Source organism: Corynebacterium segmentosum, assembly GCF_900637825.1.
GTDB classification, from domain to species: Bacteria; Actinomycetota; Actinomycetes; order Mycobacteriales; family Mycobacteriaceae; genus Corynebacterium; species Corynebacterium accolens.
On record NZ_LR134408.1, the window covers coordinates 1,631,498 to 1,647,987 of the forward strand.

Genomic DNA, 16,490 nt, shown 5'->3' on the forward strand with positions numbered 1-16,490 from the left:
GTGGGATGGTGCTCATTTCTTGCCTCCCGGTGGTAAAAATTCTGGCGTGCCTTCAAGCCGTTCAAGGGCGCGCACGCGCACCGACGCGGCGCGGGAATTTTCTTCTACCTCCGCCGCGGATGCCTTTTCGGCCCCGCGGGTGACCGTGGCGAATTCCGGTGCGGTGCCCGGCAAATCCATCGGTAGACCGGCAGGCGTGGTGGACGTAGAAAGGTCCTTGAATGCTGCCTTTACGAGGCGGTCTTCTAAAGACTGGTAGCTCATAAAAACCGCGCGCGCCCCAATGGAAAGCGCACTGGTGATTACGGGAAGCACATTTTCAATGGCCTCCAACTCGCGGTTGACCTCTACCCGCAGCGCCTGGAACGTGCGCTTTGCCGGGTGCCCGCCCGTGCGGCGCGTTGCCGCCGGAATGGTCGAGTATAAAAGCTCAACCAAGCGGCCCGAGGTGCTAAACGGTTCCTTCTCGCGCTCCTTGAGCACGGCGGAGGCAATCTTGCCCGCGAAACGCTCGTCACCATAGGTCTTGAGAATCCGCGCCAAGTCCCCGTGCGAATACGTATTGAGCACGTCAGCGGCGGTAAGCCCGTGGCTCGGATCCATCCGCATATCCAGCGGCGCATCCGTCTTATAGGCAAAGCCGCGCTCTGCCTGATCCAGCTGCATGGAAGAAACGCCCAAATCGAAGAGGGCTCCCGCAATACCGTGGGCGCGGGCAGCATCAAAGATATCGCCCTCGCCCTGGGCAATGGCGGTACCCAGCCCATCGAAGCGTGCATTGACCGCGCAAAAACGCGGGCCGAAGGGCTCTAGCCTCGCCGAAGCATTCTGCAATGCCTGCTCATCGCGGTCCACACCGATAACGCGTGCCTGCGGAAAGGTCTGGAGGAAGTACTCGCTGTGGCCGCCGGCACCTAAGGTGGCATCGACAAGCACAGCCTGCGAGCCCGCAGCCTCTACCCCGGGGCGCAGGAGCTGTGCCATGCGCTCGCGCATGACCGGCACATGGCCGTGGTTATCCGCGACATCGTAATTAAGGTTAGTTGTAGCCATGTCTCCCCGGGTCCCCCTTTCTTATTTCCGCTGTGCAGGACTTCCTATCGTGGAAAGCACGGCGAGTGCATATAGGGCCCTGTCCGAGGCAGGTTTCTGATATCGGGGAAGTACACCAGAATCATCCGCCTCGGACAGAGTCCTTACACGCACTCGAGATGCGGGCGCTTACAGCAATCCCGCAAGTACGTCATCGGCATCTGCTGCCGAATAAGCATCTTCAGTTTGCGATTGATACTCAGCCCACGCGGCTGCATCCCAAATTTCGAGGAAATCTACCGAGCCAACCACCACGCACTCTTTGGACAAACCCGCGTACTCACGGTGGCCTGCGGACAAGGTGATGCGACCATGCCCGTCGGGCCGCTGTTCGTCCGCACTTGCAGCCAAGTTACGAATGAAAGCGCGCGCTTCCGGATTGGTTCGAGAAACCGCCGCAGCCTTCCGTGCGCGTTCGGCGAACTCTTCGCGCGGGTACACGGCCAAAGAATGGTCCTGCCCCTTGGTAACCATCAGGCCACCGGCGAGCTCGTCGCGAAATTTTGCAGGAAGCGTTAAGCGCCCTTTGTCATCAAGTTTCGGAGTGTAGGTTCCGAGAAACATCCCGGCGTCCACCTTCCTCACTCGACAACTCCGGATTCCCTCACGTCAGAAGAGAGTTTTTCAACCCCATTCCTCCGCTGCGCCCCACTCTACCCCACTTTCCCCCACATGCCCCACTTAAATCGCCATATTCTCAGCAACCCAAAACGTATGCGCAGCTAAAAGCATGTTTTTTCGGTGGGGAGAAATCCCGCGCCCCACCTTGACAACCCCAAAAATCAACCCCTTTAGTCCCACTTACAACACCAAGATCGCCCCACCTCATACACCACTTACAGCGCAATGCCTGCATATTGGACCTGCTACCGCCCTCTACTACCCACAATCCCCCACCGCGCCGCGGTTTTGGTCAGAAGGTGGGGCAAAGTGGGAAATTTTGGTAAGGCGTAAAAAATCCCCAGCCACCCTTCCTGGTGACTGGGGAAATGGAAAGTTCGCGGCTAGCTTTCCTCAAAGCGCCGACGGAAGTTTTCTTCCAGCTTGCTGCCTACTCCACTGTTACGAGACGAGGCTGCCTTCTTTGACCGCCCATTGGTGGACTTTTTCTTTCCGCTACCAGCAGGCTGGTCGCCGCGAAGCATCCACACGCCGGAAGCGAACATGACTAAGAACCCGGCGATGGACAACGCAATAAACCACAAGCTTTGCTGCGCCAAGGCCACGCCGCCAACAAGCATGCACAGACCAACCACGATGAGCGCAATCCCACGCAGGGTAACTGCGCCGCCGGAACCGCCGATCGAGGTAGATTCAGACACAGAAGCGCCAAATTTAGGATCGTCCGCTAATAACGATTCCTCTATTTCACGGAGCGTGCGTTGCTCCTGCTCAGAAAGAGACACTTTTCCTCCAACTAGGGACTGGGCTTCGGCCGATATATCTTCTACCAATACTAACGTCCAGAGTAACCAGTATGTTCCCCAAAAGGTAGTTATTCCCCTCAACAGTGATTATGGCGCCGCTATGCTGCTGCTATGCCGCAAAGGATCCCAGAATCGTCTCGGCTTCACTCTCATCTAAAAATTGCGCCGCCTGCTGCATTAGCCCGTAGACATATTCCTCATCTGGAGTTGCATCCAAGCCAGATGCTACCCGGGCACGGGTACGAGAGTAGGACTTAAAAGCCTCGGCCCACTGCTTTTCCTCGGCCCCAACCAAAGCCAAGCGGTCCCAGGCGCTCGTTGGCAGACGCCGGCGGCGAGAGACCACCGATACCGCTACTCGAGCACCCGCCGTACGCAATGCGGACTGATAGGCCACCTCCAGCGCCTGATCAAAGCGACCATCTGCCGCGTAGCCCCTCGCCCGATCTAGAAGCTCGCGGGCCTGGAAAAGAAAGTGAGCCCGCTTCGCGCCCTGCTTGCCAGCGAAGCGACCGGTAGAGCGGGACTGCGTTGCCGAAATAATCTGTGCCATTGTTTTTCTCCTGTACTGCGCTAATAGCTAACCGTGTTCGATTGCCGCTCACTTTAAGTAGCCAACCGGACATCTACCCCTATTCTAGTTCACATGTTCGAATTACTCAAGAGTTTTACCAGTCATAACTGCCTACAAATCGAACACAGTTCGAAATCCCTTAGGGCTCGATGGAATAACCCCGCCCCCACCCTTGTCCGCCGGTGGACGTGCGTATCTGGTGTGATAGATACCGTGAGTTTCGAAATCCGCCGCTTAACCCCGCAAGAGTTCTCTATGCTGGCTCCCCAACTCGTGGAGATCTACATCGAGGCCATGGGATACGATCCGGTCACGTTTTCGCGCAGCGTGGACAATTGGCGGGCGGATTCCATGCGTCCCGGGTTTACAGCTCTTATCGCTGCGCATGACAATGGCGTCGTGGGAGTGGCCTATGGATTTTTGGGCTCACCAGATACTTGGTGGGATTCCGAGCTGCGCCGCGCCCTGCGCTGCAACGGCGGGCCAACTGAGTCCGAATGGAGCATGCTGCGCAGCTACTTTGAGGTGGCTGAAGTACACGTGCTGCCTTCCTTTCAAGGCCACGGTTTAGGCAAGCAGCTACTCGAAGGGCTCTTATGGAATATCCCTGCCCGATTTGCCTTATTGTCAACGCCGGAAGCACCACAGGAAGCCAACGGGGCTTTTCGCCTATACCGGTCTGTGGGCTTCTTTGATGTCGTGCGCCACCATCGCTACCCCGCAGATCCCCGACCCTTTGCCATTTTGGGAGTGGGCCTGCCGCTATAAACCTGTGTTATTTCTTCTCGGCCCAAGGCGGTATCGTGTGGAGGTGTGACTATGACGAATATTCCTGAGCTTGCGGATATCCCCGGCGCGGTGCGCGAAAAACTGGCTATCTTCTTGGACCAGCGCCGGGATCACGTGGCAGAAATCGGCGCCCCGGTCAGTACCGCCATGAGCTTTTTGGAATCATTCGTCCTCGACGGCGGGAAAAGGGTGCGCCCCATGTATGCGTGGGCGGGTTACCTCGCCGCAGGCCGCGGTTCGGAATCCCCAGAGGCGATGCTGCGCGCGGCATCCTCACTGGAGTTCATCCAAGCCTGCGCGTTAATCCACGATGACATCATTGACGCGTCGAATACGAGGCGCGGGAAACCGACGGTGCATCGGGGAGCAGAGCGCCTTCACCGAGAATCCGATTTCTTAGGGGATCCGGAATTCTTTGGCACGTCCGTGGCCATCTTGGTGGGCGATTTTGCGCTGGTTTATGCCGAGGATATGTTCCAGGATTCTGGGCTCAGCCCGGAGGCTTTGCAGCGTGCGCGCGAGCCCTGGCGGGGAATGCGCACCGAGGTTTTGGGCGGCCAATTGCTCGATATTTCCCTCGAGGCAGCCGGTTCGGAATCGGTGGCGCTGAGCAATTCCGTCAATCGCTACAAAACCGCCGCATATACCATCGAGCGGCCCCTGCATTTGGGCGCTGCCATCGCGGGGGCGAGCGAGGAACTCATCTCGGCTTTCCGCGGCTATGGGTACGATATCGGCATTGCCTATCAGCTGCGCGATGACCAACTGGGGGTCTTTGGGGACCCTGCCATTACAGGCAAGCCCGCCGGCGACGATCTGCGAGAGGGCAAGCGCACGGAGCTTCTGGCCTTAGCGCTACAGCGCGCCGATGAACGCGATCCCAGCGCCGCCGCTACCCTGCGGAAATTCATCGGCCGTACCTCCGATACGCAGGACCTGCTGCGCCTATCCCAAATCATTGCGGATTCCGGCGCCCCGGATGAAATTGAGCGCCGCATTACCGCGTTGACGGAATCCGGGTTGGCTCATCTGCGTGCGGCGAACGTGGATCCGCAGATCACGGAAACGCTAGAGCACCTGGCCGTTCAGGCGACGACGCGCCAAAAGTAGGTATCACCGTGGCCAATACCTACTCCTTGCCAGTCCCCCGCGCGCTCCCGCTGGGCCTCGTTGCCTCGTGCGTGCTCCTTTTCTCGTCCTTTTCCGGCGGCTCGACCCGCAATCGCGGCGGCGTGCTCGAAGCGCTCAATATCGGCTTCTTCTCCTATGGCCACGGCCGCAACCTCGGGTTGGTGCTGTATTGGGTGGGCATTTTCCTCCTCGCCGCCGCCTGGGTGCTTGCCGGGCGCATGATTATACGCAAGCAGCTTAAACACCCGCGCCCGGAGGGAGGGGTACGCGAGTTACAACGCATCCTTATCGCATGGGTCACCCCACTGCTATTCGCCGGCCCTATGGCTTCCAGGGACGTGTATTCCTACCTCATGCAGGGCGCCATGGTCCGCGATGGATTCGACCCCTATACCGAGGGCGCCGCCGTCAACCCCGGGCCCTTCCTGCTCGAGGTCTCACAAGACTGGCGCAATACCACCACCCCGTATGGACCGCTGCACCTGTGGATTGGCAAAATCGTCACCACCGTCGTGGGCGATAATGTCACCGTCGGCATCATCATCTATAAGCTGCTTTCGCTATCAGGCTTTGTCCTTATTGCGTGGACGGTCCCGCGGATCGCCCGAAAGCTCGGCGCGGATCCGGCGGTCGCGCTGTGGATCGGCGTTGCCAACCCAGTCATCATCTTGCACCTTATCGGTGGCATGCACAATGAATCCCTCATGGTCGGCCTGGTGTCGTTGGGGCTTTTGGCCGCGCTGCACCAGCGCTTCCACGCCGCGCTGCTGCTAGTCGGCACGGCGGTGGCGATGAAGGCTACCGCGATTTTTGCCGCCCCCTTCATCGTCTGGCTGATGCTGCACCGCTACGCGCCCAAGGGTTCTACCGCGGCGCGCACCGCGGTGGTTTTCGTCTGCTCAGGGCTCATCGCTGCCGTGGAAATCATCGCGTCCGTGGCGCTTATCACCTGGGCCTCCGGCACCTCGTGGGGCTGGCTATCCCAGGTCAGCGGCAATTCTAAGGTGATTAACCCCTTGGCGGGCCCGACATTGGCCGCGGACATCATCGTCCCGGCGGTCCACATTTTTGACCCGGAGGCATCCTATAACGCCATCCTGGGCGTCCTGCGCACAATCGCGATGGTGTGCATGCTCATCGGGTTGGTCATCGTGTGGTGGCTAAGCCGGCACACGGCCCGCGATGCCATTATGGGCACCGCGGCGGCCTACCAGGTTGCCTTCGTCTTCAACTCGGTGACCCTGCCGTGGTACTACGCCTCCATCTTCACGCTCATGGGCACCTTCCGCCCGCCGCTGTGGCTGCTGAAGTTTACCTCCGGCGTAGCGCTATTTATCAGCTTGAGCTTTTCCGGCGACGGCAACCACCAGCTCTATAACTGGTTCTGGGTCATTGGCCTCATCGTTGTGTCTTGGTCCGCAACGCAGTGGATGTTCGATGGCGTGAGCCAAAAAGGCCCTCAACTCCCCAAGCGCTGGGTTAAAAAGCAGACGCCTGCGCCCGCCGAATAACCTCGCGCGCCAGGTGCCCGTGCAGGGCGTCGATGGGCCGGCCAGGCAGGGAGTCATCTGCGGTAAATAGGTGGCGCAGGATCTCTTCGTCGTCATAGCCGCCATCGGAAAGCACAGTGATAACGCCCGTGACGTGCTTGGCAATGCTCCCCTTGTCGTTGAAGAATGCCAGCGGCACGCGCTTGCCTTCGGGCGAGTCCCAGACAATGAATTTGCGGTCCTGGAGCAAGTCATAGGCGCGGGTGATGGGAAGGCCCAGCTTGTCTGCCACCTGCTGCATGCTGAGCAGCTCTTCGCCGGCCAATAAGGAATTCAGGGAGTTTTCTGCGTTAGTCACGCCACCTACTTTAACGCGGCCTAGGGGATCGGCCATACTGGGAGGTATGACTAGGTTGGAAATTGGTGACGTGTTGGAAGACCGTTACCGCATCGATCGCCCCATCGCCCGCGGCGGTATGTCTACCGTCTATCGCTGCGTGGATATGCGCTTGGGCCGGCAAGTGGCCGCAAAGGTCATGGATGAGCGCTATGACGATGACCCGGTTTTTATCAAGCGCTTTTCCCGCGAGGCCCGCGCGATGGCGCGGTTGCAGCACCCCAACCTCGTGGCCATTCATGATTTTTCCGCTGACGGCGAGCCCATTTACCTCATCATGGAGCTCATCGATGGCGGCACCTTGCGCGAGCTGCTTGCCGAAGGCGGCCCCCTTACCGTCCCTGCCGCTTTATCGACGCTGCGCAGCGTGCTCCAGGGCTTGACCGAGGTGCACTCGACGGGGCTTATCCACCGCGATATTAAGCCGGATAACGTGCTCATTACCTCGCATCACCGGGTGAAATTGGGCGATTTCGGCTTGGTGCGTGCGACGAATGCGCAGGCAACCTCAAATATGATCGTCGGCACCGTCTCGTACTTGGCACCGGAACAGGTCACCGGTGAGGATATAACCCCCGCTACCGACGTGTATTCGGCCGGCATCGTGCTTTTTGAGCTCCTCACCGGAACCGTGCCCTTTTCCGGAGACACCCCGATCGCGCACGCCACCGCGCGCCTATACGATGACGTTCCCGCCCCATCCACGCGCGCTGAGGGCGTACCCAAGCTTGTCGATGCCCTCGTAGCCACCGCCACCGCCCGCGATCCCCGCGAGCGCTTTGCCGATGCCGGGGAGTTTTTGGATGCCATCGAGGATATTTGCCGGGAATTGGATCTACCCACGGTGACCATCCCGGTTCCCCGCAATGCGGCCGCCGCGCGCACCGCGCAAACGCCGACGGATTATTCCGGCATCGGCGCCACGGATGTATTTGAGCCCACGCGGACCATCCCGCAGGGCGCTACCGAGCATTTAGACGGCGGGCCCACCGAGGTCATTCCCCCTGAGCCCGAGCCGGATCCGCAGCAGCCAGACTTTGAAACGCGCCTCGATGTCCCCCAAGCGCCCGTCGACGATTCCCCCGAGCCGCCGCTGGCACCTGCTCCAGCACCGTCCCCGGCCCCGGCTCCTGTCCCCGACCCAGCACCCGCTGCGGGCGTGGGAGCAGCAGCGCAGTCTGCTGCGCAGCCGCCGGCACAGGCGGCAGAAGAAGAACCCGCCGAGCGGCCCCTGACCAATCGCCATCCTGCCTCACTGCTGGTTTTTCTCCTCGCAGTGGCGGTGGCAACCGGCGCGGTCGCTATCAGCGGGTGGTGGTTTGGTTCCTCCTATTACGAAGGGACCCCGTCCCTCTGGGTCTAGGTGGCGCCCCTAGTTCCGCAGCATCTCCGCGATGAGGAACGAGAGCTCGAGGGACTGCTGCGTATTCAGGCGCGGATCCACGGCGGATTCATAGCGGCCCGGCAGGTCCAGGTCGGTAATGTCCTCGGCTCCACCCAAGCATTCCGTCACGTCTTCCCCAGTGAACTCCAGGTGCACGCCGCCCGGGTGGGTGCCCAAATCGCGGTGTACCTCGAAAAAGCCCTGCACCTCGTCGACGATCTTGTCGAAGTGGCGGGTCTTGTACCCGTTGGACGAGGTAAAGGTATTGCCGTGCATGGGGTCGGACTGCCATACCACGGTGTGCCCAGAATCTTCGACGGCCTTGATGATGGGCGGCAAGACGCTGCGAACCTTGTCGTGGCCCATGCGGGAGATGATGGTCAGGCGGCCTGGCTCGCGGTTGGGATCTAGCTTTTCGGCGTATTCCACGGCCTGCTCTGGAGTAGCGCCAGGCCCGAGCTTGATGCCCACCGGGTTGCCGATCATGGCAGCGAAATTAACGTGGAAGTCATCCAGACCACGGGTGCGCTCACCAATCCACACCTGGTGTGCGGAGAGGTCATAGAGCTTGGTATCGCCATTATCGTCTTGGCCCAAGCGCAGCATGGAACGCTCATAATCCTTGAGCAGCGCCTCGTGCGAGCAGTAAATATCCGCCGAGTGCAGGGTGGAATCCTGCACGCCGCACGCATTCATGAACTTCAGGCCATTCTCAATCTCGCGGGCCAAGTCCTGGTAGCGGGCACCCGCGCGCGATTTGCGGACGAACTCGCGGTTCCATTCATGCAGGCGGTAGAGATCCGCGGTGCCGGAGGAGGTCAGCGAGCGCACCAAGTTCATGGCGGCAGAAGAGTTAGCGTAAGCACGGATCATGCGGGCAGGATCGTGGCGGCGATCCTCATCGGTGGGGTCCACGCCATTGACGATGTCCCCGCGGTAATTTAATAGGCCATTCGCATCCGTATCCGAGGAACGCGGCTTGGCATACTGCCCAGCAATGCGCCCCAGCTTCACCACTGGAACGGACGCGCCATAGGTCAAAACGACGGCCATCTGCAGCAGGGTCTTCACGTTGCCGCGAATATGCGGCTCGGTATTCGATTCAAAGGTCTCGGCGCAATCGCCGCCTTGCAACAGGAAGGCGTTGCCTAGTGCGACATCGGCAAGCTGCCGCTTGAGCTTCTCGATCTCTGGGGCAACCACGATGGGCGGCACCGACTCGAGAATCTTGCGCACGTTATCGGCTTGGGTGGGATCCCAACTGGGCTGTTGCTTTGCATCGCGCTTGATGACGTCCTGGAAGACCTCCTCGATGCCCTCAGGCAAGGGCGGAAGATCAGGCAGAACGCTTTGGGGAATATCTACTGTCCAACTCACTCTTCCATTTAACCATTTAATGCCTGTCGCTTGGTAGTTAACTGCTAGAAATTGATTCTATTACCCTTGGACAAGGGCAAGACCTCGGTGCAGGCGCGGAATTTGGCGAGGTTATGGCGGGCATCGACAAGCGCATCGTGGTTGCCCTTGGGCACGGCCGGCAAGCTGGGGCGGCCGGCGAACTCCCACAGCTGCTTTAGCTCGCGGGTATAGCGCGGCAGGCGCTTGGGCAAGCTCGCCATATCGCCCCACAGCTGCGCCAATACCACGTGGTCATACGCGCCGACCCACGCCCACAATTCAATGGGCGTAGAGCTGCGCGTTAAAAACTCCAGGATTTCCGTGCGGATGGTGCTCGCCGGCTTCCATGCGGAATCCTGGGGACTGGGTAGTTTGGCCAAGACGTTTTCCTTGACCCAAGAGTTGGCCTTGGACGGGTCAAAATCCGTGGATACGGCATAATATTCACTTCCGTTCTCACCGACGATGCCGATGGAGACCAATTCAATGGTCTTGCCATCCTCGATAAATTCGGTGTCATAGAAGTAACGCACGTTGTACAAGCCTAGCGCTGCGGCGACGGGCGCGGGAAATTGGCCCCACGATCGCGCCGCTGTAAAATTTTGCAGGTGAGCCGAACCGATAATAAATCCCTGTGGACCACCGCCCTCCCCCTAATCCTGTCAGCGCTTGCCGCCCTGTGGTGGATTATCGATATTCCTGCCTTATTCGCCGGTGATTTTCGCGCCTTTTACCACATTGACCTCGATGTGTACCGCGAAGGCGGGGCCGGATTCGGCAGCGACCTTTATAACCGCGACTATTTCGTAGGCACCGACCGCAACGTCTCTCTCCCCTTTACCTACCCACCGTTTGCGGCCCTGCTCTTCGCCCCACTCCAGTGGATCCCCCTCACCGCTGCCGCAGTGGTGATCACGGTCCTCTCCGTGCTCGCCTTGTGGGTCTGCATTGCGCTGGTATTGCGCACCCTCAATTGCCAACAATGGGCGGCCTGGGGGCTTTTTGCCGCCATGCTGGCCGAGCCAATTACGCAGACCTTTAGCTTTGGCCAGATCAATATCCTGCTCACCGCACTCGTGGTCATTGATTTGCTGTGGGTGAAAAAGGCCCACGGCATCCTGACCGGCATCGCCATTGCCATCAAGCTCACCCCGGCGGTCTTTTTGGCTGTCTTCTTCGTCCGCCGCGAATGGAAGGCCTTCTTTACCACCCTGGGCTCCTTCGTGGCCGCCGGCCTTATCGCCTTTGCCGCCAATCCGCACAGCTCGATTGAGTATTGGACCTCTACCCTGCGCGATTCCGAGCGCATCGGCGGCCTGGCCTATAGCGCCAACCAATCCTTGCGAGGGCTATTTACCCGCTTAAGCCCCGATAACGCAGAAACCCTGTGGCTCGTTGGCGTCATCGTCGTCATCGCGATCGTGTGGTTTGCCATGGAGCGCCTGTCCCGCGGTAACCAGGTTGTGCTCATGCTGCTGGCAGCCTCCGTATCGCTGCTGTGCTCCCCCGTATCGTGGTCGCACCACTTTACCTGGCTGGTATTAGCGGGCATCTACCTGGTGGCCAGCCGCCGCTGGATCCTCGCTGCACTCACCTGGCTGGCACTTTTCGCCCGCGGCCACTGGCAGGTTCCGCATACCGAGGACCAGGAGCTGGATTGGACAGGGTGGCAGCACATCGTTGGCAATGACTACGTCATCATCACCGTGTTGTTGGTTGCTTGTTCGCTACCATTGGCTCTACGGCGGGGCGGCGCCGATCGATCCGCGGCGGAACCAGCGTCCAGCCAAGGATAGGGACCTTCCCCAGCGCCCACAGCGCCAGGGAGGAAATGGCCGTAAAGATAAAGCACATGGCGATCCAGAACCACGTATTTTCCAGCGGCCACGACCCAGCCAAAGAGACGACATAGTCATGATGCGCCATGTAGTACCCATAGCCCACGGTCAGCCCGATGGGGTGCGAGAGATAAATCGGCAGCGTGTGCCGGCCGACGAACTTCACGCCTTCTGCAATCCACGGAATGTGGCTAATGAGTACGGCCCCAACGATTCCCGCGGGCACTTCTAGCACCTGTTCCGCGAAGCGCACTAATAGGTTGATATCTCCCCACTCCAAAAAGTCCGCGCCCAACAGGGGCCAGTTAAAAGCAATGTCTGCTTCGTTGCCGTCCCACGCGTGGCGCAATGCCAGGCCAACACAGTACGTGCCGATGGCCGCGGCATATGCCCCAACGCTGCGCACGGTCCACGAGCCGTGGAATACCTCTTCTGCTGCGGCGGCAAAACGGGTAATCGGCTCCCGCAGGTAGGCTGCACCGACGAAGATGGGCAGGAACATGATGGCCTTGCTAATAAACTGAAACTGTTCCTGCCATGCAATAAAAATAACGGGGGTAAAGCTCAGCCCGATGCCCGCCCACGCAGGCAATTTGCGCACGCACCACAGAAATAAGTTGAACAAAATGAGCGCATGGATAAACCACGCCATGGTATGGCCGAGCAAGAGGTTATACACCATGTCGGTCATGCCCCAAGAAGAGTCACCGAAAACCCACTGGTACTCCAGCTGTTTGGTCAAGTGCTCCACGGACATCCACACCAGATAAGGGATGAGGAAGAACCAGAGGCGGCGGGTGAATAACTCCGCGAAATTGTAACGAAAGACTTTATAAGAGAAGTAGCCGGAGACCAGAAAGAACAGGGGAAGGCGCAGGGGATCGAGAAAGGTATTGAGAGTTGCAAGCCACGTTTGTTCGGCTCCTGGCACCTTCAGCGTGATGTGTAGGAGCACCACGCCGATGATAGAAATTCCTTTTGCGGTATCCGGCCACGCTAAGCGGGCCTGAGGAATTGTAATTACCTCCCTTTAATCTCCGCACCGGCGGGGTACCCGTGGCCGGCCTTTAATGATTCCTTCACATCAGCCGCATAGACATCCACATAGGGATTGCCGGAGAGCTCGGCTAAGGTCTTCATGACCATATCCGTAAAAGCACGGATGGTCTCGTGCTTCTGTGGATCCATGCCGTTTTCGCGCGCCCAATCGTGCGGGTAGATGGGGTCTCCCACGCGCACGCCCACCTTGGCGGGGCGGACAATCCACGACCCGATCGGGTTGGCCTTGCGAGAATTGATCATGGCGATGGGATAGACCGGCTGATTGGTCTCCATCGCGATGCGCCCCATTCCGGTACGACCCTTGTACACACGCCCATCTGGGGAACGTGTGCCCTCTGGGTAGATGCCAAAGAGATCATCGCGCCCCAAAATCTTCCGCGCGGTTTCGAGCATGGCTTGGCTGGCTGATTCGTGATCGCGCTCAATGGGGACCTGCCCGACGGAGCTAAAAAACCACTTCTGCATGCCGCCCACGAGCCCGGGGGTGGTGAAGTACTCGGCCTTGGCCAAGAACGTAATTTGGCGCGGGCACAGCAAAGGGAAGAAGAAGGAATCCATCACCGCTTGGTGGTTGGATGCCAAAATCGCGGGGCCCTCAGCAGGGATTTTTTCCATTCCTTCTGACCAAGGGCGGTTCCATACACGCAGGGCGGGACCGAAAAAGATATGCTTAAACGCCCAGTACCACTTGTTTTTCATCTCCAGCTCGTCCTTCGCTCGTTCTAGTGGCCGCGGCGGGCCAAGTCAGCTACGCCAATCATACCTGCTGCCGAGCCCAATTCCGCGGTTGCAACGCGAGCAAGGGGGCGATGCCCAGCGCCGACGATATCTCGGCCCATGGCAGCGGTGGCTTCCTCCAAGTACATATCCGCGTCTTGGGACACCCCGCCGCCGATCACGATGAGCTCCGGATCGAGCACATCTGCCACGATGGATAGGCCTTGGCCCAACCACTGACCAAAGTTCTCCATTACCGCAATGCCGAGTGGGTCTCCCCCACGGGCCGCACGTGCGACCTGCTCACCGGTGGGGTATGGCGGCAAGGTGGTCTCATAGTCTGGCCGCAATTCCCGCGCGGTATCCGGCAACGCCGTGCCAGAGGCGTAGCGCTCTAGGCATCCTCGCTTGCCGCACGAGCACTGCCTGCCATTCGGCACCACCACGATATGGCCGAATTCCGGGGCCGTTCCAAACGCGCCGCGGTAGATGGTGTCATGGGTCATTAAGGTCGCGCCGATGCCGGTGCCAACGGCAAAAAATACCCAATCCTTCGCGCCGCGCCCCGCACCAAAGCGCCATTCACCCCAGGCAGCGGAGTTGGCATCGTGCTCCAGCCGGACATGCAGCCCCAAGCGCTCCGCGAGGTTTCTCCGGACGGGCGCATTCCGCCACGGCAGGTGCGGGGCAAAGCGGACGGTTTCGCACTCTGGGTCCAAAAATCCCGCCACGGCAAGGCCCACCGCGCCCACGGGGTAGTCCACGCGCAGCTCTTCGACGATCGCTACCAGGTCATCGTCAAGCTGGCGCGGATCCCCCGACGTTGGCATGGTGCGACTCGCAAGGATTTCCCCGTCTCGAGTGATTACTCCACCGCGCACATTGGTGCCACCGACATCGAAGCCGATAGTAAGATCGGCGGAGTTGTTTTCAAGCATGGATATCAGAATATACCGACAACCGGGCCAGGGTCACATCAAGCCATAAGCTTTCTCAGCCGCTGCCCCATGATCTCCCAGCTCCAGTGCTTTTCAACGTGCCTGCGCCCCGCCTGCCCCATACGAGTACGCATTTCTGGCGAGCGCAAGAGCGCCTTCAAGGCCTCCACGAGCTCATCGACGGACGCGCCCTTGACGACGATCCCCGTCTCCTCCGTAATGGTCTCCGGTGCTCCCCCAGAATCACCGGCAACGACCGGCAGCCCGCAGGCTTGTGCTTCCAGATAGACGATGCCCAAGCCTTCCACGTCCAAGCCGCCGCCCCGGGTGCGGGCCGGCATGGCAAAAATATCCGCGGCATGAAGCGCGGTTTCGATGCTGGGGGCCGGCTGAATCACCGCATCGGGGCAGTACATCTCTGCCAATTCTTGCAGTACGTCGTGGTAGCGCCCACGACCAATCAACATTAGCTGCGCATCGGGGAATTCTTCCCTGACATGCGGCATCGCCCGCAATAATTGGTCTTGCCCCTTGCGCGGTACCAACCTGGAAATACAGACGATGGTCGGCCCACTTACCCCAAACTCCGCCTTTGCCGCAGCGCGCTGGGCAGGGGTTGCGGGAGAAAGCGAATCTAGGCTGACCCCGGAAGGCAGGTGCGCCCACTCGGGGTGCGGGCCAAACGCTCCACGCAGGCGCCGTTGAGTGTAGTCCGAAATATAGGTAATGACATCGGCGTTATTGCCAATCAACCGCAGGCACTGCCGGGCCAGCGGAACCATGGACCAGCCCACCTCGTGGCCATGCGTCGTTGCCACCACGCGGCGCGCCCCCGCCTGCCGCGCAGCCTTTCCCATCAGCGCCAGCGGTGCCGCCGCACCAAACCACACAACCTCAATAGCCTCTTGCCGGATAATCTCCTGCATGCGACGCATGGTTGCCGGCGTGGGCAGCATCACGCGATGTGGCCACCGGATGACCTTGTAGGCAACCGAGGCGTCATAGTCCTCCGGCGGCTCTTGGGTCGAAGCGAATACTACGACATCATCTGGGTTGAGCGCATCTAGGTAGTCCCGCAGGTAGGACTGGATTCCTCCGACTTTGGGAGGAAAGTCATTCGTTACCAGCAGTATGCGGGCCACTTAGAACCGTGCAGTCCCCGAAATAGGCATCGAGTTCAGCGGCACGACCTGAACCGGCACGCCATAGGTCGAGGCATGTACTACCTGGCCGTTGCCAATGTACATTCCGACGTGGGTAACTCCCGGGTAGTAGCCCACGATATCGCCAGGCTGCAGCTGGTCAACCGGCACGGACGTGCCACCAGCGATTTGCGCCTGCGAGGTACGCGGAATGGTCTTACCAATCTGCTGGTAGGCCCAATACATCAGGCCAGAGCAGTCGAACTGGTTCGGGCCGGCAGAGCCCCAACCATAGGGCGAGCCCAGCTTGGACAGAGCCGCAGAGCTAGCACCATCGGCGATCTCGCCCAAGTCGATGTCCAGCTTATCCGTGCCGCCGAATTGTCCCTCCCAGGCTTCACGCTGCTCATCGCTCAGCGCATCCACCTGCGCCTCGATATCGGCCTGCTGCTCTTCCAGCGCATCCTTTTGCTTTACCAGCTCATCGCGCTGCTTTTCGAGGTCCTTCTTTTCCTTTCGGACCTTTTTCGCAGCCTCAGCCGCTTCCTGCTGAATCGCTTCGGCCGTCGAGGCGGCATCAGCCTTGGCATCGAGGGTGCGCTGCGCCTTACGCGAGAGTGCGCCCAAGTAACCCATGCGCTCTACGGCGTCAGCGGGGTCTTCTGCTGCCAAAGCGCCCGAGACGGCGGAACGGGAGTCTCCCCGGTAGCGAGACTGTGCCAGATCGTCCACCCGGCCCTGCTGCGTGAAGACATCGCCCTGCGCGTCGCGCACGCGCTCTTGTGCCTGATCGGCGTCCTCTTCTGCTTGAGCGACCTCTTCTTCCTTGGCCGCGAGCTTATCTTCTAGCTCTTTGACTTCCTCGTTCTTAGCAGAGACCTTGCGGGCGACCTCACCGACGCGATCCACCAGATCGTCAACATTTTCAGTGGCAGATTCCTGGTTTGGTTCCGCCTCTTGCGCGATAACTTGCGGCAGGCCAGAAAGAGAAGTAACAGCGAGAACTGCAGTTAGTGCAGCGGCTGGGAGCACACGTTTAGACACGAGAAGACCTTCAACTCAAAATTTTCAAAAATCGAATTTACTATAGCGGGTTTTGGCCGCTGTTGCA

At 59.7% G+C, this 16,490-nt stretch carries 17 protein-coding genes; 5 read left to right on the top strand and 12 right to left on the bottom strand.

Going from position 1 to position 16,490, the window contains the following annotated elements; translation table 11 throughout:
• Positions 1-12: 12 nt before the first annotated feature.
• The 4 genes from rsmH to EL217_RS07810 form a co-directional block, all read right to left on the bottom strand.
• Positions 13-1,053, bottom strand: a complete 1,041-nt coding sequence (rsmH, locus tag EL217_RS07795) for a 16S rRNA (cytosine(1402)-N(4))-methyltransferase RsmH (protein ID WP_126319424.1) — start codon at positions 1,051-1,053, stop codon at positions 13-15.
• Between the two features lie 168 nt (positions 1,054-1,221).
• A complete protein-coding gene (mraZ, locus tag EL217_RS07800; RefSeq protein ID WP_034654127.1) occupies positions 1,222-1,656 on the bottom strand; it encodes a division/cell wall cluster transcriptional repressor MraZ in 435 nt (144 codons plus the stop codon).
• A 440-nt stretch (positions 1,657-2,096) separates the two neighbouring features.
• Complete coding sequence (locus EL217_RS07805) at positions 2,097-2,498, bottom strand: DUF3040 domain-containing protein (RefSeq protein WP_023017226.1); 402 nt, start codon at positions 2,496-2,498, stop codon at positions 2,097-2,099.
• A gap of 130 nt (positions 2,499-2,628) precedes the next feature.
• Positions 2,629-3,072 (bottom strand): SAV_6107 family HEPN domain-containing protein, encoded by a 444-nt coding sequence (locus EL217_RS07810; protein ID WP_005278401.1) that lies wholly within the window; start codon positions 3,070-3,072, stop codon positions 2,629-2,631.
• Positions 3,073-3,306: 234 nt separating this feature from the next.
• On the opposite strand from EL217_RS07810, the gene EL217_RS07815 reads away from it, so the two are divergent.
• From EL217_RS07815 to EL217_RS07825, 3 genes are read left to right on the top strand one after another with little or no spacing between them, the layout of a single operon-like run.
• Positions 3,307-3,861, top strand: coding sequence for a GNAT family N-acetyltransferase (locus EL217_RS07815; RefSeq protein ID WP_126319426.1), 555 nt, complete (start codon positions 3,307-3,309; stop codon positions 3,859-3,861).
• A gap of 51 nt (positions 3,862-3,912) precedes the next feature.
• Entirely contained in the window at positions 3,913-4,992 is a 1,080-nt protein-coding gene (locus tag EL217_RS07820; protein ID WP_126319428.1) for a polyprenyl synthetase family protein, read from the top strand.
• Positions 4,993-5,000: 8 nt separating this feature from the next.
• Entirely contained in the window at positions 5,001-6,524 is a 1,524-nt protein-coding gene (locus EL217_RS07825) for an alpha-(1->6)-mannopyranosyltransferase A (RefSeq protein WP_126319430.1), read from the top strand.
• Here the strand turns inward: EL217_RS07825 and EL217_RS07830 are convergent.
• On the bottom strand, positions 6,493-6,897 hold the full coding sequence (locus tag EL217_RS07830) for an Rv2175c family DNA-binding protein (RefSeq protein WP_023028995.1): 405 nt from the start codon (positions 6,895-6,897) through the stop codon (positions 6,493-6,495). The genes EL217_RS07825 and EL217_RS07830 overlap by 32 nt on opposite strands.
• Before the next feature lie 10 nt (positions 6,898-6,907).
• On the opposite strand from EL217_RS07830, the gene EL217_RS07835 reads away from it, so the two are divergent.
• The gene (locus EL217_RS07835) at positions 6,908-8,263 is read left to right on the top strand and encodes a protein kinase domain-containing protein (RefSeq protein ID WP_126319432.1); all 1,356 of its coding nucleotides are present in this window, start codon (positions 6,908-6,910) and stop codon (positions 8,261-8,263) included.
• 9 nt (positions 8,264-8,272) lie between these two features.
• Here the strand turns inward: EL217_RS07835 and EL217_RS07840 are convergent, their stop codons facing one another.
• Together EL217_RS07840 and EL217_RS07845 are read right to left on the bottom strand one after the other, a co-directional pair.
• A complete protein-coding gene (locus EL217_RS07840) occupies positions 8,273-9,661 on the bottom strand; it encodes a class II 3-deoxy-7-phosphoheptulonate synthase (protein WP_005283913.1) in 1,389 nt (462 codons plus the stop codon).
• A 44-nt stretch (positions 9,662-9,705) separates the two neighbouring features.
• A complete protein-coding gene (locus EL217_RS07845) occupies positions 9,706-10,215 on the bottom strand; it encodes a polyadenylate-specific 3'-exoribonuclease AS (protein WP_023028997.1) in 510 nt (169 codons plus the stop codon).
• A gap of 75 nt (positions 10,216-10,290) precedes the next feature.
• Between EL217_RS07845 and EL217_RS07850 the strand changes: the two genes are divergently transcribed.
• Entirely contained in the window at positions 10,291-11,478 is a 1,188-nt protein-coding gene (locus EL217_RS07850; RefSeq protein ID WP_126319434.1) for a glycosyltransferase 87 family protein, read from the top strand.
• On the opposite strand, the gene EL217_RS07855 is transcribed toward EL217_RS07850, so the two are convergent.
• From EL217_RS07855 to EL217_RS07875, 5 genes are all read right to left on the bottom strand, one after another.
• Entirely contained in the window at positions 11,384-12,475 is a 1,092-nt protein-coding gene (locus tag EL217_RS07855) for an acyltransferase family protein (RefSeq protein WP_232018235.1), read from the bottom strand. The two genes, EL217_RS07850 and EL217_RS07855, sit on opposite strands and share 95 nt — an antisense overlap.
• A 65-nt stretch (positions 12,476-12,540) precedes the next feature.
• Positions 12,541-13,281 carry a lysophospholipid acyltransferase family protein gene (locus tag EL217_RS07860; protein WP_126319436.1) on the bottom strand — a complete coding sequence of 247 codons (741 nt, stop codon included), beginning with the start codon at positions 13,279-13,281 and terminating at the stop codon, positions 12,541-12,543.
• Positions 13,282-13,304: 23 nt separating this feature from the next.
• A complete protein-coding gene (locus tag EL217_RS07865) occupies positions 13,305-14,237 on the bottom strand; it encodes an ROK family protein (RefSeq protein ID WP_126319438.1) in 933 nt (310 codons plus the stop codon).
• 38 nt (positions 14,238-14,275) lie between these two features.
• A complete protein-coding gene (locus EL217_RS07870; RefSeq protein ID WP_126319440.1) occupies positions 14,276-15,379 on the bottom strand; it encodes a glycosyltransferase family 4 protein in 1,104 nt (367 codons plus the stop codon).
• Positions 15,380-16,423, bottom strand: a complete 1,044-nt coding sequence (locus tag EL217_RS07875; RefSeq protein WP_023030474.1) for a C40 family peptidase — start codon at positions 16,421-16,423, stop codon at positions 15,380-15,382.
• Between the last annotated feature and the right edge of the window lie 67 nt (positions 16,424-16,490).